The 18,988-nt window shown below is 34.8% G+C and carries 9 protein-coding genes; 6 read left to right on the top strand and 3 right to left on the bottom strand.

Features of this window, described 5'->3' with window-relative positions; all coding sequences use genetic code 11:
- Nucleotides 1-186: 186 nt before the first annotated feature.
- The 3 genes from nhaA to FHR29_RS13580 all read left to right on the top strand — a co-directional run bounded on the left by nhaA (nucleotide 187) and on the right by FHR29_RS13580 (nucleotide 6,834).
- Entirely contained in the window at nucleotides 187-1,359 is a 1,173-nt protein-coding gene (gene nhaA / locus FHR29_RS13590) for a Na+/H+ antiporter NhaA (protein ID WP_132843220.1), read from the top strand.
- A gap of 446 nt (nucleotides 1,360-1,805) precedes the next feature.
- Nucleotides 1,806-5,081: a TonB-dependent receptor gene (locus tag FHR29_RS13585; RefSeq protein WP_132843222.1), complete on the top strand. Its 3,276-nt coding sequence runs from the start codon at nucleotides 1,806-1,808 to the stop codon at nucleotides 5,079-5,081.
- Between the two features lie 22 nt (nucleotides 5,082-5,103).
- The gene (locus tag FHR29_RS13580; protein WP_132843223.1) at nucleotides 5,104-6,834 is read left to right on the top strand and encodes a RagB/SusD family nutrient uptake outer membrane protein; all 1,731 of its coding nucleotides are present in this window, start codon (nucleotides 5,104-5,106) and stop codon (nucleotides 6,832-6,834) included.
- Nucleotides 6,835-6,979: 145 nt separating this feature from the next.
- On the opposite strand, the gene FHR29_RS13575 is transcribed toward FHR29_RS13580, so the two are convergent.
- Together FHR29_RS13575 and FHR29_RS13570 are read right to left on the bottom strand one after the other, a co-directional pair.
- Nucleotides 6,980-8,005 carry a low specificity L-threonine aldolase gene (locus FHR29_RS13575; RefSeq protein ID WP_132843225.1) on the bottom strand — a complete coding sequence of 342 codons (1,026 nt, stop codon included), beginning with the start codon at nucleotides 8,003-8,005 and terminating at the stop codon, nucleotides 6,980-6,982.
- Nucleotides 8,006-8,268: 263 nt separating this feature from the next.
- On the bottom strand, nucleotides 8,269-9,507 hold the full coding sequence (locus tag FHR29_RS13570) for a DEAD/DEAH box helicase (RefSeq protein WP_221197856.1): 1,239 nt from the start codon (nucleotides 9,505-9,507) through the stop codon (nucleotides 8,269-8,271).
- Between the two features lie 321 nt (nucleotides 9,508-9,828).
- Between FHR29_RS13570 and FHR29_RS13565 the strand changes: the two genes are divergently transcribed.
- The 3 genes from FHR29_RS13565 to FHR29_RS13555 all read left to right on the top strand — a co-directional run bounded on the left by FHR29_RS13565 (nucleotide 9,829) and on the right by FHR29_RS13555 (nucleotide 18,278).
- On the top strand, nucleotides 9,829-10,410 hold the full coding sequence (locus FHR29_RS13565) for a 2'-5' RNA ligase family protein (RefSeq protein WP_183915313.1): 582 nt from the start codon (nucleotides 9,829-9,831) through the stop codon (nucleotides 10,408-10,410).
- An 88-nt stretch (nucleotides 10,411-10,498) separates the two neighbouring features.
- The gene (locus FHR29_RS13560; RefSeq protein ID WP_183915311.1) at nucleotides 10,499-12,379 is read left to right on the top strand and encodes an Nramp family divalent metal transporter; all 1,881 of its coding nucleotides are present in this window, start codon (nucleotides 10,499-10,501) and stop codon (nucleotides 12,377-12,379) included.
- A gap of 82 nt (nucleotides 12,380-12,461) precedes the next feature.
- Entirely contained in the window at nucleotides 12,462-18,278 is a 5,817-nt protein-coding gene (locus FHR29_RS13555) for a DUF4011 domain-containing protein (protein ID WP_183915309.1), read from the top strand.
- 95 nt (nucleotides 18,279-18,373) lie between these two features.
- Here the strand turns inward: FHR29_RS13555 and FHR29_RS13550 are convergent, their stop codons facing one another.
- Nucleotides 18,374-18,937, bottom strand: coding sequence for a porin family protein (locus FHR29_RS13550; protein WP_183915307.1), 564 nt, complete (start codon nucleotides 18,935-18,937; stop codon nucleotides 18,374-18,376).
- Nucleotides 18,938-18,988 lie beyond the last annotated feature (51 nt).

The following is an 18,988-nucleotide window of genomic DNA, read 5'->3' as shown; positions in this document are numbered from 1 at the left end:
GTATTTTGTGTATTTGATTTTGTTAACATTGGAGGTTTTTTTTTCATTCTAAAACCATCATTATTGAGGCAAAAAACCTGTTATTATAAAAGAAAAACTTATCTTAGTAGAATTACATAGTTAAAGTTCCGCAGTCATTTTGGAGCTTGTATATTTCCTTATTGATCACTAAATGAAACAGTCTTCATGTCAAAATTAATTAATCTAAAAATTTTTAAGCAGTTTTTACAGTCTAGTAATATTGGCGGTATTCTGTTATTTATCTGTGTTATTCTTTCTTTAATAGTAGCCAATAGTCCCTTAGCAGATTCATTCAGTAAGCTATTAAATACAACTCTAGGTTTTGAAACAGATCATATTCAGTTAAACTATTCGGTACTGCTTTGGATTAACGATGGTTTGATGGCAATATTTTTCCTTTTGGTAGGTTTAGAGATCAAGCGTGAATTGGTAGAGGGTGAATTATCTTCTCCAAAGAAAGCATTACTCCCCATATTAGCTGCTGTGGGTGGAGCTATTTTACCAGCCCTTATTTATTTGTTTATTAATAAAGGATTACCAACTGAGCATGGTTGGGGTATCCCTATGGCTACAGATATCGCTTTCGCCTTGGCTGTGATCACTTTATTGGGTAATCGGGTTCCGGCAAGTCTAAAAATATTTTTAGCGGCTTTAGCAATCGTTGATGATTTGTTGGCTATTTTAGTTATTGCATTGTTTTATAGTGGCGATCTGCATTATAATTATTTATTCATTGCATTAGGAATTTTTGCTTTCTTATTGTTGCTTAATTTTTTTGGAGTAAAAAAAATATGGGCCTATTTGATACCAGGAGTATTTATCTGGTATTTTATTCATCATTCAGGGATACATGCCACCATTGCGGGGGTATTGGTAGCACTATCATTACCAACAAATGCAACAGACGATGAATCACCGTTAGAAAAATTGGAACATATACTCACTTCTCCCGTCAATTTTATCATTATCCCTTTATTTGCAATCGCAAATACCAATATTACTATACAAAGTGAAATGGTGCACGGATTGACCACTGCTTTGGGTATTGGTATAATAGGCGGTTTATTGGTTGGAAAATCTGTTGGGATATTAGGGATATCTTTCATTGCTACGAAATTAAAGTTATGTACGTTGCCTGAAGGTGCAAATTGGAAACATATTTTTGGAGTAGGTTTACTAGGCGGTATAGGGTTTACGATGTCTATCTTTGTATCTATATTAGCTTTTACTGATCCCATGCTTATTGAAGAAGCAAAATTTGCAGTACTCATCGGATCTTTATTTTCAGGAGCAATCGGCTATTTATTTTTAGCAAGTATTGGTAAAAAGACAGCATAGCTAAATAAAAACTAAGCAGATAAAAGGCAGTCCTAATATTAGGACTGCCTTTTTATGTTTTGAACATATCTATGATTTCTGTCATTAAAATTTGAAAATAAATCGAATTAAATAGATTCTGATTATTTTTTTTCGAGGTAAATCATTTTTGTTAAGAATTAATCTAGAGTGGATCTTGATCATTTAAATTCATTCTTTAAACTAATGGATATTAAGTTAAATTGTCTTTTTTTTGTTACATGATGTACTTGTTACAATAAGGCTTTATAATTTTAATCGTTAATTATCAATATGTTATGGTAATGTTAAAAACATTTTTTCGGAATAATTATGAAAAATCAATCGATTGCGTACATTAGGTAACAACTAAACATATGGTGCTAGGGGAGATTCTTTCAATAGGGTTTAGCACTGATTAAATTACCAAATTAAACCTTTTTCACATTATGAGAAAACTATTACAGTTTCTTAACGAGGATTTTATTGAGCATAAAAAATCGATAAAATACTCCCTTTGGGCGTCCACAGCGCTCGTGTTAATTAGCCATCAGTCATTAGGTAATCCGATGTCAAAATTTGCTGATGTGTCAAGTTATGTAGTCAACACACAGATTACGCAAAACCCTGTTCGAGGAAAAGTTCAGGATGCCGCGACTAAAGAACCCATCGCTGGAGCAACAATTAGAGTCGTGGGAAAGACTTTAGCGACCTCTTCCGATGCGGAGGGTAATTTTCAGATTGATGCAGCCTTAAATGATGTATTGGAAATTACCTATGTCGGTTTTTCAAAGCAATCTGTGAATGTGACATCAACATCACTTCCACTAATTGTTGGGATGCAAGGACAAACTGGTGATTTGGATGAGGTAGTTGTGACAGGATACAGCACACAACGTAAAAAAGATCTGACCGGATCTGTTTCAGTTGTGGATGTTAATCAATTAAAAAGTACACCAGCCGCAAGTGCTGTAGAATCTTTACAGGGACGCGCTACAGGAGTTCAGGTTGTTACAGATGGTGCTCCTGGTGCAACTCCTCAGATAAAAATTCGTGGATATAGTACAATCAATAATAATGAACCATTATATGTCATCGATGGTGTACCTTATGAAGGAAAATTAAGTTGGCTGAATCAAAACGATATTGAAAGCCTGCAGGTCCTAAAAGATGCATCCGCAGCTTCTATATATGGTTCACGAGCCAATAATGGGGTTATCATTGTAACCACCAAATCAGGTAAAACTGGTAAACCTCAAATTAACTTTGATAGTTATTATGGTGTACAATCTCCAAATAAGAGCCGTTTTCCAAAAATGCTGAGTCCACAACAAATTTTAGATATTAATAATGGTCTTAGTAAAGGGAATGAAGTTTTACCGGATTATCTGCTTGCTGGGGCTAAAATAGGAGCTTCAATCACTGCTGCTGATGTTGATATGTCTAAATATAATTATGCAGACAATAAAGAAGAGTTTTATCAAATTACCAAAGCAAATAAGGCTGGTACCAATTGGTTTGATGCATTATCGAGAAATGCACCTACACAATCTTATCAATTAAGTGCTACAGGAGGAGGGGAAAATGCTTCTTATGCAGTCTCTGGAGGTTATTTAGGGCAAGAGGGGACAATTATCCATACTGGATTTGAACGTTTTAATGTGCGGTCAAACACCAATTTCTCAGCTTTTAATAAAAGATTGCGTTTTGGCGAAAATATGCAATATAGTATGACAAAGGGACATGGTATAGGAGTAAACACAAATACAGCAGGTGATTATATCGGTGAAGGAAGTGCTTTAGGTTTTGCTTACCGGATTAAAAATATTATTCCTGTCTATGATGAAGGAGGTAATTTTGCGGGATCTAAAGGTGGTTGGGGAAATGGCGAAAGTCCAGTTGCTATTGCTTATCGTGCAAAAGACGATGTGAACAAAAGTAATTTGTTTTTTGGAAATGCTTTTGGGGAATATGATATCATTAAAGGTCTGACGTTTAAAACAAGCTTTGGTATCAAATATGAAAACTATTATTCAACAGATTATACTTATCCAAATTTAGAGTTTCAGGAAGGTAGTGCAAATAATGGTGTTACAGAAACGTCTGGTTATAATACCGAATGGACCTGGACTAATACATTAAATTACAAGGCTAATTTTAATGATATTCATAAACTAAATATTTTATTGGGTACTGAGGCTATTGATAATACATATCGTCAGGTTCAGGGTAGAGGAAATGACTTTTTTATCAGTGATAATACCGATTTCTTTTACGTGAGTGCTGCTGCCAAAAAATCTGGTGAAAGTGAAGGTGCTTTTGGTTCCTTATTTTCCATTTTTGGAAAGGTAGATTATTCGCTGATGGATCGCTATATTTTTAGTGCTACAGTTCGACGTGATGGATCTTCTAACTTTGGTTCGAATAATAAATATGGTACTTTCCCAGGAGTAAGTGCTGCTTGGCGTCTATCCGAGGAAAATTTTATGAAAAGCGCTACTTGGTTAAGTGATTTAAAGGTTAGAGCGGGTTATGGTATCACAGGAAATCAACGCATACCATCTTTTCAATATCTAAAAAGATACCAGCTTTCGCAAAATTCATCTTCTTATCCGATAAACAGTGCATTGGTGAGCGGGATGTGGATTAGTGATTACCAAAATGAGAATGTAAAATGGGAGCAGGTAAAATCACTGAATATCGGTCTAGATTTTTCAATATTGAATGGAAAATTTGACGGATCATTCGATTGGTATAATAAAAAGACTTCCGATATGCTCTTTGCTTTGCCACTTCCAGCAACTGCGGCAGGTAGGGGTGCATCACCTTATTTGAATATTGGTGATATGCAGAATCAGGGAATTGAACTTTCTGTCAATTACCATCATCAGCAAAAAGATCCAGAAAAATTTAATTTTGATTTAGGCGTGAATTTTTCTAGAAATAAAAATGAAATCTTGTCCTTAGCCCCTGGAGTGGATGAAGTGATTTATGGTGCATTTAGAAGTATGGAAACTTCTGTTATGAAGACAGGTCAACCATTTGGTGCATTTTATGGATATCAGGTAGCTGGAATTTATCAAAATGCGAGTGAATTGGTTAATTTGCCATCTTACGATAAAGCACGTGTTGGCGGTTTTAGATATCAAGACTTAAATGATGATGGTAAAATTGATGCCAATGATAGAACGGTGATCGGAAGTCCTCATCCTGATTTTACCTATTCGATTAATTTTAATGCTAATTACAAAAATTTTGATATGATGATGTATTTCTACGGATCTCAGGGGAATCAGAATTATGAAGCAACACGTTATTTTACGGATATGGGTGTGTTTGATGGACAAAAAAGCGTTCGTGTATTGGATGCATGGTCAGAAGAAAATACTTCAGGTAAAGTTCCTAAGCAGGAATTACCAGGCTATGCTTTTGTAGACATCGAATCAGCTTCATCAACTTATTATATTCAAGATGCAAGCTTTTTTAAAATGAAAAATCTGCAAGTCGGTTATAACTTCAAAACTGAAAAATTATTTGGTGCTGACACGGGAATTAAAAAATTGCGTGCTTATTTGGGTGTAACCAATTTGTTTACGATAACTAAATATGAAGGATTAGATCCTGAAATTACGGCAACACCTTCAAAATATCCAGCATTGGGTGTAGATTTTGGGGTGTATCCACAATCTAGACAATATATGTTGGGCGTGAGTTTAGGATTTTAATTTAATTTTTAAAGTAAGTAAAATGAAAAATATAAAGATATTAATTGGTATTGCTGGGTTAGCAGTCGTGGGGATAAGTGGTTGTGGTAAAGGTTTTCTGGAGAAAAATCCTCAAGGTCAACTCATCGAAGAGCAGGTCAGTATTAAGAAAGGTGTGGAGTCCTCATTAATAGGTGCTTATGCTATACTAAATGGAAATGTTAACGGTACCTGGGGTAACTATGCTTCGGCACCTAGCCAATGGGTTTTTGGAGAAATGATATCGGATAATGCGCACAAAGGCTCTACTCCAACCGATCAGCCTAACATGAATAGTTTAGTGAACTTTGCTCCATTTTCATCAAATGATAATTTGAGTACAATGTGGCAGGTATATTATGAAGGGGTACTTAGAGTTAATAGTACTTTAAAATTACTGGCTCAGGATCAATCAGCAGGTAAAACTGTTCCAGCTGAGCGTGCTAAACAAATTGAAGGAGAAGCGAAAATGTTACGCGCCCATTATTATTTTCTGCTTTGGCGCGTATTCAAAAATATTCCTGTTATTGATGAAAATGTATCGATAGAGGATGCGAAAACGATTAAAAATGATCAAGATATTTTACCTTTAATCGAAAGTGACCTTAAAACTGCTGTTGCAAACTTACCTACAACCAAAATTAATAGTGAGGCTGGACGTATGGATCAATTTGCTGCGAAATCATATTTAGGAAAGTTTTATCTGTATCAGAAAAAATATAAAGAAGCACTTGATTTATTTAAAGATGTTTTATCAGGAAGGGATATTACTGCTATGCCATTTCAAGATAACTATGATGTATTGAAAGAAAATGGTCCTGAAGCGATCATGGTGGCTAAACATGTTATTAATCCAGATGGTTCAGGAGACAATGCTAATGTTGGAGATATGTTAGGCGGTTTAAATGGCGGACCTGTTGGTTGCTGTGGATTTTATCAACCTAGTATTGATTTAGTCAATGCTTATAAAGTGGATGCAAATGGTCTTCCTTTATTAGATGGTTCTTATCGTACTAATCCGTATATTTCAGATTTGACATTGACAGGCGCTGCTCTCGATAATTATAAAGTTAACATTAATTTACGTTTTGATCCACGATTAGATTATACCGTTGGTAGAAGAGATGTTAGTTATTTGGATTACGGAATTTTTCCTGGAGATCCTTGGTTAAGATCTGATAAAGGAGCGCGCCCCCATGCTGGACCATTTTCAGGACTGAAAACAATGATTCCCAAAGCACTCTTTTCTGGTCATACTTCAAATGATGGAGCTTATTTGACTGATTTAGATGTTAACATTATCAGATTGGCTGATGTAATCTTAATGGCAGCTGAATGTGAGGTCGAATTGAATAACTTATCTGAAGCTTTAAAGTATGTTAATTTCATCCGCTTAAGGGCAGCAAAATTACCAGGTAAAACGACCTCTGATGGTTCTCCGGCAGCAGTATATGTTGTAAAGCCGTATCCAACTTTTTCTTCGCAGGATTATGCACGTAATGCAGTTCGTTTTGAGCGTCGATTAGAACTGGCAATGGAAGGGCACAGGTTTTATGATCTGGTAAGATGGGGGACTGCAAAACAAGTAATTGAGAGCTACTCTGCATTTGAAGGTGGGTTTTTGCCCACATTTAAAGGGATTACATTTACACCCAACAAGAATGAAATTTTCCCTATTCCTCAAGTTGAAATCAATGCAAGTATGGGCAACTTAAAACAAAATACAGGTTTCTAATAGTAGTAAAACAAATAAATAGTAAAAGGGTTCTTCATATACTGAAGAACCCTTCTTTATTCTCGATTATTAAGTTAGAGAAATTTAGTATTTGATTGTTAGCATTTAAGTAATAAGGTCTTTCTACAAAATATTTTAAATACCATTAAAGTTGCTTTAAATCATTAATAAATGCATCGACATATTGTTCGTCTGTTGCCCATGATGTTATTAATCTAATGGCAGCATTGTCGTCATCTATTTCTTTCCAAACAAAGAACAAATAATTTTCGTGGAGTTTTGCAATCATATCTTTGGGTAAAATAGGAAAGATCTGATTTGTAGTTGAATTTGTTAAGAAAGAAAAACCTTTGAATTTTACAGTTCTTGCTATTTTCATGGCCATTTTGTTAGCATGATCTGCCAATTCGAAATATAGGTCTTCCTTGAATAATTCAAGAAATTGTATCGCAAGTACACGTCCTTTCGCTAACATTGCACCTCTTTGTTTCAGTACATAATCAAAATCTTCTGCCAGATGCGGATCTTTAAAAATAACAGCTTCGCCTAATAATGCACCATTTTTCGTTCCACCGATATAGAATACATCTGTTAATTTTGCAACATCAGCGAGTGTTAAATCATTATCTTGAGCCATTAAAGCGTGTCCCAATCGAGCACCATCAAGAAATAACAACAAATTATGCGAAAGACAACATGCTGCCAGATCTTCTAATTCTTTTTTGAGATAGATCGTGCCGATCTCAGTTGAATTGGAAATATAAACCATCCGAGGTTTTACTACATGTGGTTTTAGTGCATATTCTTGCAATGCTCTTTCAATAGCAACTGGATTAAGTTTGCCATCAGCGGTTTCTACAGTAATTACTTTATGGCCGGTTGCCTCAATAGCTCCTGTTTCATTAGCCGAAATATGTCCGGTTTTAGCACTGATCACCGCTTCATGGGGGCGTAAAAGAAAAGAAATAACAATTAGGTTGGTCTGCGTGCCTCCGGAAAGAAAATGTATGGTAGCTTGTGGGTTATTGAACTTATTTTTTAAAATATCTTTTGCTTGGATAGCATATTCATCTTCTCCATAACCAAGTTGTTGAACAAGATTTGTTTCTATTAATTTATTGAGAATATTTGGGTGTGTACCCTCAGAATAGTCATTTTTGAAATTGTACATTTTTTTATTTTAATATAACCAAGATAGAAGAGGCATAGTGGTAAATAGCTTCCTTCATTATTTATAACTTACAGCGCCACTCAATAGATCTGTAAAGATAAAATATAATTAATGATTTTATAACAGGTTAAATTTCATTGAATCGTCACAAGTTCACAATTAAATAGGCTAAACCATATCGGAATGATCTATATTAAGCCAAAAAACAAAAAATCACGGAGTGATAGTTCCGTGATTTTTAGATTTTATATGAAGGACGATATTTAACCCTTTTTCTTCTTCATGGTCATCTTAGCTTTTTTGCCGGCACCATAATTATATGTTTTACTATTACTTTCTTTCTTTTGATGGAAAGCTGCACCACGTGTTCCATCATTATCATCATCAATTAATGAGGTATTTCCCTTTTTTGCACTGTAAATTGATAATTTTTCTGGTAAATCAAGAACTTCCATTTTTTGACCTACTGTATGCTCCATCTTTTTGATTTCAGGTAACTCCAAATCTGTTGCAAAAGTAAATGACAGTTGCTCTTCTGTATTTGATTTAATGATTCGTTGTATAAGCGTATCGTTATTCTCGGGGATTTCAAAATGAAAAATATACGGTATTCCCGACAGATCTAATACTTCAGTTCCTTCATTGGCAACGATTAAGATCCGATGAGCATCCTCTTGTTTAAATAATTCGATGTCAGAAATGCTTTTATCTTCAAAAAATAAAGGGTTAAATATAACGATCTCATCGTTATATTTACGGTGTAAGCTTTTCCCTAATTTTTGTGCAGTAAGTTTACTATTAACAAAAATGATCACTTTATCAAAAACTTCGTTGTCCAGCATTAAGCTGTTGAGAAGATTGATTTTAGTTGTGAAATTTGGAACCTGATATAGGAACATATCATTTACATTAAGTTTTTCTGCAGCAAGTTCTTCTACTTCGATCAGGGCTGGTGAAACCATAAAACCATCAATCATCTGGTGCAATTTTTCATGCTCTACTGTACTAAAAACAAGATGCTGACACTTTTTAGCACTTTGAACAAGTTCTTTCACCGGAGTTATCATACCATTTTTAATTACCTCTTCTGCATCATCGATAATTATGGTATGTATTAAATTAAGATTTAAGCCCAATTTAAGGTAGACAGCTCTTGCTCTATTTGGAGTAGAAACAACGATTTCAACACCATCGACAAGTTTTTCAATTTCTTGCTCCATACTACCTCCAGCACGTAATCCAATAATACTAAGGTCTTTATTTTTACTGATCAAATAAAATTGATCAACAATAGCCTGAACACATTCTTGATCAGGAGCTAAAATCAAAACTTTTGGAGCATCAGGAACGTTGAATTTAAGTCCAGAAAGTACACTTAGGATATAAGTTGTCGTTTTACCTGAACCGTCAGGACCTATAGCGATAATATCTTGGCCTCCTAATATCCGAGACATTGATTTCACTTGTATTTCCTTGGGTGTTAAATAACCCAAACTTTCCATGGATTTTTGTAACCGCTTGCTTAATTTTAATTTATCGAAAGACACCTTATTGTCGTATTTAATGAATAATGGACAAAGTTACTTAAAAAATAATTGCAAATAGATGCTTATGGTTCTTTATGGAATATAACTAAATTCAGAGATTTAAAAGCGAAATTTATAGCAGCACCAGTAAAGGTAAAACTACTTTATTTATGACATCATGATAGTTTTCTTCAATTTAGCCTTAAACCGTTCTCAAAATAAGCCATTACGTTTTTCTTATTACCTTATTATGGTTATCTTTAAAAGGAGTCAAAATCATTAGAGAAAGGAATGGAAATGGTCACAGAATTAGAAAAATATTCATTGGTATTTCAACCCTGTGAAAAGGGTATTCAGATGGTAAGGTTAATCAAAGAAAGTTTAAAGAACAAGATTGGATGGTTTTCCAGTTGTCACTCATTGGCACATATTACAATTTGTGAGTATCTCGCGGATCGTGCGACTTTATCAAAGATAAAAAAACAAGTCACAGAGATTCTTAAATATGAAAATTCACAATATGTCTATTTCGATGAATATAGCGCTTTTCCAAAAAATGGTGCTTTTTTCATTGCTCCAGCATTAAAATCTAAACAGTTCTTGAAAAATAAAATGCAGGCCATAACCAGTATCGATTTTGATACGGAAATGTTTAAAAGTACTGAACCTCATTTGACAGTTGGGCGTAAGTTGGATCAGGAAAAGCTTGCAGTAGCTTTTGAAAATTTCAAAGCAATAGATTTAGATTTTTTTTGTTCTAGTATTTTCTTGCGAAGATTTAATCCCATTAGAAAACAATATGATACAATAGAAGAATTTAAATTTGGCAATCTTCCTAAACCTCCTAAAGAAGAGGGACAGTTGTCTTTTGATTTCTAATAAAAGGATAAAAATGTAGTTTTTCGTTTTAGGATTTATATCTTTATTTCCGCAAGATAGATGGCATATTAACGACATAGCAATCCTAATGAGTAAAGATCCTTACCAGCATGAAAAATCTCTTTCAGATGTGCACGAAAGTGTTGAAATCAGTAAGGGCAAATCAAAAATAAAAAAAATCCTCAGTTTTTTTGGACCGGCCTATTTAATTAGTGTAGGTTATATGGATCCTGGGAATTGGGCTACAGATTTAGCCGGGGGAAGTCAGTTTGGCTATGCCCTATTATGGGTTTTGTTGATGAGTAACATCATGGCTTTACTCTTGCAGAGCCTTTGTACCCGTTTAGGAATAGTGAGACGAAAAGATCTCGCACAGTGTAATCGGGAGACATACCCAAAGCGAATGAATTTTGTGCTTTATATCTTGGCAGAAATAGCAATCGCGGCCTGTGATCTCGCTGAAGTATTGGGAATGGCGATCGGATTAAACTTACTTTTTGGAATAGATATCCTTTGGGGCGTATTAATCAGTTTTGCAGATACATTTTTGATTATGTATCTACAGAAGTTAGGTATGCGAAAGATGGAACTTTTCATTATTGGTCTAATTACGATGATTGGTCTGTGCTTTATGGTAGAGATGTTTTTAGTTCAACCTGATTTCGGTGAAGTAATGACTGGCTTTATTCCAAGCTTACCCAATAGCGCTGCACTTTATATTGCAATAGGAATTATCGGAGCTACTGTAATGCCACATAATTTGTATTTACATTCAGCCTTGGTACAAACGCGAAAAATAGACAGAGATGACCATTCCATAAGAAAAGCACTCAAATATAATTTTTTTGATAGTGCAATTGCTTTAAATCTAGCCTTTCTGGTCAATGCCGCTATTCTCATCCTCGCATCTGCCGCTTTTCATAAAAACGGAATGCATGATGTAGCAGATCTGGAAGATGCTTATCACTTATTGGGGAAAACATTAGGAACAGATCTCGCTCCTAAATTATTTGCAGTAGCGTTGATATTGGCAGGTCAAAGTTCTACCGTAACTGGAACCCTTGCTGGACAGATTGTAATGGAAGGATATTTGAGATTACGGATCAGTCCCACCCTCCGAAGAATTATTACTAGATTATTAGCAATTATACCAGCAGTATTGGTCATATTAATTGCTGGAGAATCTCAAGTTGGCTCTTTATTAATTTTTAGCCAGGTTATATTAAGTATGCAGTTGGCATTTGCAGTTATTCCATTAATTCATTTTGTAAGTGATAAGGAAAAGATGGGAAATTTCGTTATAAAGCCTTATATGCAAATATTGGCATGGCTTATAGCTATTATCATCGCCGTACTTAATATCAAACTGGTATATGAGGAAATCTCAACATGGATTATTAAATATGATGTACTCTGGTTAACTATTTTATTAATTCTTGGGGCCGCAGGTATGATCGTTTTGTTGATTATGACCTTTATTTATCCTATACTTCATAAAAATAGAGCAATTGTATTGGATGTCCACCCCCCATTTGAAGATTTAAAGTTTGATGAACCCATATCGTTCAATAAAGTTGTACTTGCTTTGGACTACTCAACTTCAGATACAAAAGCAGTACAGTATGCCCTTTCTATAGCTAATACGAATTCTCATTTTATCTTGGTGCATATTGTTGAAAGTGCAGGCGTGAAATATACGGGAGAAAGTACGGATGACTTAGAGTCTAGACAAGATCTGGAAAGATTAGAGAAATATGCACATTTCTTTTCCGATAGAGCTTATCAAGTTAATTTTGAACTGGGTTATAATAATCGGGTTGCTTCTATTGCGAAGATATGTGAACAATATGCGGCTGACCTATTAATTGTTGGGAGCCATGGACATACGGGAGTTAAGGATTTTGTTTTCGGAGAAACTGTAAATAAATTACGACATGCAGTGAAAATACCCGTTTTTATTGCGCAATAACCTGAAATGATAATTATTTAAGATAAAAGATACTTAAACTGTTAACGATCTTTTTTATATTAGAGAATAAGATAAAATGCGAATGGATAATATGAAACAGGTTTATATAGAAAGAGATGTAGCAGAATTTCTAAATCTTTCTATGTATCAAAATCAGATTACTTTTTTGAGCAATTTGATGCTCTCTTCTAAGAGTGATCAAATTTTAGAAAAAATCCGAATTGAAATTGATACTGAGGGAGCGTGGATGGAACCCTTTTCTTATGAATTAGCCTATCTACCCGTCGGATTATCTGTTAAGATACCCACGGATAAAATTATTGTCAAGCCAATTTATTTCCTTCAATTAAGTGAGGTCGAACGAAGTACTTTTCAAATTAGAGTCTATCAGGACGAAAATTTATTAATAGAAGAAGTAGTGTCTATAGCATTGCATCCCTTATCATTTTTTGGAGGTTTTAATACTCTTCCAGAATTATTAGCATCTTATATTACACCTAATCATCCTTACATTTATGCTGTTAAAAGTAAGGCGATTGCCTATCTAGAACAGCAAAATTTACCTGTTAAATTTGAGGGGTACCAGGCTACAGATCCATCTCGGATTCTTGAAATGATGCGGGCGATATACCATGCTTTGCAAGCGCAAGAAATAGTATACAGCGCATTACCGCCTAGTTTTGAAGAGAATGGACAACGGCTGAGGATGGTTGATGTTATTGCAAAAAAACGTTTTGGTAATTGTATTGATATTAGTTTACTCTACGCAGCATGTTTGGAGGCCATTGATTTGAATCCAATAATAATAGTTACTAAAGGACATGCTTTCGTAGGATGTTGGCTTCATCAAGATCGATTTGCGCAGATTATTAACGAAGATAAAACCGCTATTACTAAACGTTTTGCTAAAGGAATAAGTGAAATTGTTGTTGTTGAGTCAACAAGTGTTTGTAAAGGAGCTAGTATTAACTTTAATCAGGCAATTGATCTTGCGGAAGCGAGCCTGATAGAAAGGAATGATTTCTTACTTTCCATCGACATAAAGCGTGCGCGTGCCAGCGGTATCAAACCGCTGCCATTAAAGATAGATGATTCTTTCGATCTTGAGCATGAGTTTATACGAAATCAAGTAGATTTGAAGATGCAAGAAGAAACGATTGAGGTAGGAAAAATTTATAAAGAATTTGAGGGAAATGATAATAAATCCATCAGTAAGCAGAAAGTCTGGGAAAGAAAGCTGTTAGACCTGTCATTGCGCAACAATCTTCTTAATTTGCGTATGACAAAAAATATGTTGCAGATTATGGATGTAAATATTCATGACCTGGAAGACCTGTTAGTTGATGGTAAAAGTTTTTCGATTAGTGCTAGTGCTGATGCTCCCATACTGAAGCAGTACAATATCTTGAATCCTTCATTACATCCTTCATCGCCAGCCTATCAATTGGCAAAAGAAGAATTAGCACATAACCGTTTATTATCTTATTATCATGCTGATGATTTAGATACAATTCTGACTCATATATCTCGCAATGCCAAATTATCGATCGAAGAGAACGGCTCCAGTACTTTATTCTTAGCTATAGGACTGTTACAGTGGCGGGATAAAAAAACGCTTGCCCAAGTTCGATCTGCTCCAATTATATTAATTCCGGTTGAGCTGATGCGACGTTCTATCAACAGTAAATTTGTCCTCAGAAGCCGCGAAGAAGAGGCGATGATCAATATTACCTTATTAGAGTTTCTTCGTCAAGAACACGGTTTGGATCTCCGGGATCTCGAAGAGCTTCCTAAAGATGGAAAAGGAATCGATGTTGCACAATTGATCGCACAGATGCGAAGAGCAATCATGGGACTTAAGGGATGGGATATTGTAGATCAGGTGATTTTGGGTAATTTCTCTTTTAACAAATTAATTCTTTGGAATGATATTGCACATCAATCTGAAGAAATTGCAAAAAGTAGCATTGTTCGTAGCCTTATCGATGGCCAGTTGCGATTAGATATTGGAAAAGAGGAAGTTCCATTAGATTTTGATAATATAAACCCCTCTGCTTTAGCGTTGCCTATAGCAACAGATGTATCCCAATTAGAAGCAATTTTCACTTCTAATCAGAATCAAAGTTTTGTTTTACATGGTCCTCCTGGGACAGGTAAATCCCAGACGATTACTAACATTATTGCAAATGCACTTTATCAGGGCAAAAAAGTATTGTTTGTTGCTGCGAAGAAAGCCGCATTAGATGTTGTATATAAGCGATTGGCAGCAATAGGTCTATCCAATTTCTGTTTGGAACTCCACTCCAATAAAGCAAAAAAATCAGATGTACTTTCACAGCTTGCAGAAACTTTGGAACAGCCACAGTTGAAGGGTAATTTTAATTTTCAAGATGAGGCCAATCATTTAATAAATGCTAAAAAAGAGTTACAGATTTATATTAGCCAATTGCATAAACAGCAACCTATTGGCTGGAGTTTGTACGATAGTATTACAGCATTAACAACTTTAGAATCTTATCAGTTCGCTAAAATCGATCTCCCTCAAACATTTTTTGATTCTTTGACAAATGAGAAATGGCGAACATGGAAAGATTTGGTAATCGATTTAAATTCTGTTTCAAAGATTATCGCTAATCCTAGTCAGAATCCGTTCAAAGGTATTGCTCTTGTGCAATACTCAAGTGCTATTCAACAGGAAGTTGTATCTTCTGCTGTAGAATTAAATCATACTCTGTTGGAGTATGGACAATTGCTACGTCAGTTCATATCAAATTTTGATATGCCTATTCAGAACTTATCTTGGTCAGATTTGTATTTATTCGATCAGCTTATTAAGTCCTTAACGGAACTTCCTGAGACGGATTTATCGCTTTGGAAGATGCTATTAAGCAAATCGCAAGAAGAGCGATTACAGAAATGGATCTCTGATTTTGAAATATATCAGAGTAGACGTCTGTTTTTATTAAATCATGCCCACAAAAGCGTGCTCGATGCTAATTTGACAGCATTAGAGTCTTTATGGAATGAGGCAAAACAGACCTGGTTTTTACCAAAATGGTTTAAAAAAAGAAAAGTAAAGAAAGGTTTGTCAGCTTTTAGTACCATACCTTTACATGAAGATGAAACCTTCGATCAATTTTTTGCTTATGTCAATGCCTTTCAACAAATAAGGACAGTAGTTGAGTCTAAAGAGTATGAGGCAATCCATCAAGGCTTAGGCAGCTCTTACCTGCAAGAAGATACTAATTTAAAACTTGTGCAGGAGCAAATTGAGACACTGAAAATAATTAATGGACAATTATTAGCATTAAGTAATGTTACAGTAACTGATATTGTACAAAAGTGGATTGAAAAGTCGAAAACAAAAACAACCCAATTGATCCCAAATCAAGAATATACTTTACACAGTTTAACAAAGGTATGGGGTAAACTACTTATTAAGAGTAGTGATTTTCAAACTTTAACGCAATTAGATATTCGGTCTTATCCTGTTCAGGTCGATTGGCTGACTGAAATCGAAGGTAAAATGTCTGGTATTATTGATCAAATTGATTATTTAAAGAATTGGACAAATTATTCGAAAACAAAAGAAAAAGCTATATCATTAGATTTAAACTGGTTTATTGAATTGTATGAAAAAGATGATCTTAAACAAGAACATCTTTTGGAACATTTTGATTACATCATTCATTACAATCTGGCCAATAAAGTGATCGCTTCGCATGAAGCACTTAATATGTTTAATGTCCGATTATTTGAAGATAAGATCGAAAAGTATAAACAAATTGCAAATTCTTTCACTGAATTGACTAAAAAGGAATTATTGTTACGACTAAATGAACGGTTGCCAAATAATACTATTGAAGCTCTTCAAGGATCTGAAATAGCAATTTTACAGCGTGCCATTAAAAATCGGGGACGTGGTGTAAGCATTCGAAAGCTATTCGATCAAATTCCAGCACTACTGCCTCGTTTAGCTCCGTGTATGCTTATGAGTCCAATTTCAGTTGCTCAATATTTTGAGGTAAATCCGGACCAGTTTGATTTATTAATTTTCGATGAAGCTTCTCAATTACCCACTTGTGAAGCTGTCAGTTCTTTAGCTCGATCTAAACATGCGGTTATAGTAGGTGACCCAAAACAAATGCCTCCAACATCATTCTTCATGACGAATAAAGTAGATGAGGAAAATATGGAAATTGAGGACCTTGAAAGTATTTTAGATGACTGTCTTTCTTTATCATTCCCTTCAAAATATTTGTTACGTCATTATCGAAGTAAACACGAAAGTCTTATTGCTTTTAGTAATGCACATTATTATGACAATAAATTATTAACATTTCCATCAGCAGATGATCTAAATAGTCGTGTCACTTACCAGCATGTATCAGGTCATTATGACAAGGGTAAAACCCGACAGAATAAATTCGAAGCACAGGCCATTGTTGAAGATGTCGCAAGACGGTTTCAGAATGCAAAAACTCGAAAACAAAGCGTCGGTATTGTCACCTTTAGTCAAGTACAACAGAATCTTATAGAAGATAAGCTAAACGAGTTGTATCGACTTGATTCGGAGCTGGAAGCATGGGCTACGGAAAGTGATGAACCTATTTTTATTAAAAACCTAGAAAATGTTCAAGGTGATGAACGAGATGTAATTTTGTTTTCAATTGGATATGGACCAGATGAAAATGGTCAAGTGAGTATGAACTTCGGACCGTTGAACAGGGAAGGTGGTTGGAGAAGACTGAATGTTGCGGTAACTCGGGCTCGAGAGGAAATGAAAGTTTTTGCAATACTTAGATCTGATCAGATAAACTTAAATCGTACCGCTTCAGAAGGAGTCGCGGGTTTGAAAAATTTTCTGAATTTTGCCGAAAAAGGACACCTTGTACTAGATGTTAGCCAAATAACCACGACAGATAATCATGCTAATTTAACCCAAAATATCGCAAATAGATTACGTGCCGAAGGATTAATCGTCAATGTCAATATAGGAACATCTGACTATAGAGTTGATTTAGGTATTGTTCATCCCCAACATCCCAAACGCTATATTTTATCGATTTTATTAGATGGACTTAATTATTTTCAAGCGGAAACTACCAACGACCGTGAACTGGTATTACCAAAAATGTTGGAAAGTTTAGGTTGGAATATTTTTAGAATCTGGACATTGGATTGGATTGAGAATGCGGACCTTATAGTGGAATCCATTTTAGAAAAAGTTAATGCATTGCTATTAAAAACAGAAGAGCATGACCATATTTTAGCTAACGTCACAGAAAGTATTCATCAGAATGGATATCATATTGAAGAAATTGATTATTCTCCTATAATTTCTAAACAGATCCCTTATGAGAGCACTCATTTGCCAAAAGCATTTGCTATCGGAGAAGAGGGTTTAGAAGATCTTGGAAATAGGGCATTGATCCATAGACAGATGGAGTTGCTTATTCATCATGAATCACCCATAAGTAAGTCTTTTTTATATAAGCGTATTATGGAACATTGGGAAGCGAAACCTAGTGTTAAAATCGAGCGAATTCTATCTGAAATAATAGTAGATGTTCCTTCGCATGTAACCAAACACCGTCAGCCATTTTATTGGAAGGAACAAAGTGTGGTTGATATCAACTATTATCGGTCAAATGCTGGAATAGGAAGAAATTCAGAAGATATAGCCCCAGAGGAAATTATAGTAGCATTGCAAGAAGCCGTCGAACAGAATTTAAGTATCGTTGAAGATGATTTAGTCCGATACTTGGCTCGTCAATTTGATTTTCAGAAAATGGGTAAGCAAATTGAATTTTCGATGCGTTATGCGATTGGCATAGCTGTCGAAAAACAACTTGTAACACAGGAAGAAGGCCGTATAAAGATGATCGATAATAAATAGTTTTTTTTAATCATTGTTAAATTGTAATGATCAGTTTTATAAAAAAACGAGCGTTATTCTTTAGGATAACGCTCGTGATTTGAAAATTATTTTAATTAAAATTTATAGCCCACCATGATGCCTACCGTTCTGTTTTTAGCATCAAGAGTTTTATCAATACTGCTAAATCCATGACTATAATAGGCATCTAATGTCAATTTGCTAATATCAAGACCTAATCCAATTCGACCATCAAAAGAAAACTTTTTATAATCAGTAGTTGCTGTTGATTTAACGGTTTTAATGTCATAATTCAATTGTGGTCCCAACATAGCACGTAAATTAAAATCGCCATCATTGATTAACTTATATCCTATCTGAAGCGGTAAATTTATCTGATAGAATTTTGGCGTTTTCTCATTCTTGTCAAAAGTATATTCTTTACGTAACAAGCTCACTCCTAAACCCGGTTGAAAGAATAATTCATTTCCAATACGGGCAAACCCAGAGACAGAAATACCCACTTTTCCATTATTATCTTTGACGGATTTGTTACCAAAAGATGTCATGTTATAATTGCTTCCAACTTGAAGTCCATAAGTAACTTCTTGTGCTTTTGCTGCGATGGACAATCCTAATAATGTCAATCCCATAAGGGCAGTTTTTAATGTTGTTTTCATTTTTCTAAACGTATTTGTATTTGTATGTGTATTGATTAATTATTCATTCAT

This window comes from Sphingobacterium sp. JUb56 (assembly GCF_014191365.1).
Taxonomy (GTDB): domain Bacteria; phylum Bacteroidota; class Bacteroidia; order Sphingobacteriales; family Sphingobacteriaceae; genus Sphingobacterium; species Sphingobacterium anhuiense.
This window is presented reverse-complemented; position numbering and strand designations above follow the sequence as displayed.

Bases quoted from the DNA above. Each gene is read 5' to 3' on its own strand.
- FHR29_RS13560 (WP_183915311.1), top strand. From the start codon at position 10,499: ATGAGTAAAGATCCTTACCAGCATGAAAAATCTCTTTCAGATGTGCAC.
- FHR29_RS13550 (WP_183915307.1), bottom strand. From the start codon at position 18,937: ATGAAAACAACATTAAAAACTGCCCTTATGGGATTGACATTATTAGGA.
- FHR29_RS13570 (WP_221197856.1), bottom strand. From the start codon at position 9,507: ATGGAAAGTTTGGGTTATTTAACACCCAAGGAAATACAAGTGAAATCA.
- FHR29_RS13565 (WP_183915313.1), top strand. From the start codon at position 9,829: ATGGTCACAGAATTAGAAAAATATTCATTGGTATTTCAACCCTGTGAA.
- FHR29_RS13555 (WP_183915309.1), top strand. From the start codon at position 12,462: ATGGATAATATGAAACAGGTTTATATAGAAAGAGATGTAGCAGAATTT.
- FHR29_RS13580 (WP_132843223.1), top strand. From the start codon at position 5,104: ATGAAAAATATAAAGATATTAATTGGTATTGCTGGGTTAGCAGTCGTG.
- FHR29_RS13575 (WP_132843225.1), bottom strand. From the start codon at position 8,005: ATGTACAATTTCAAAAATGACTATTCTGAGGGTACACACCCAAATATT.
- FHR29_RS13585 (WP_132843222.1), top strand. From the start codon at position 1,806: ATGAGAAAACTATTACAGTTTCTTAACGAGGATTTTATTGAGCATAAA.
- nhaA (WP_132843220.1), top strand. From the start codon at position 187: ATGTCAAAATTAATTAATCTAAAAATTTTTAAGCAGTTTTTACAGTCT.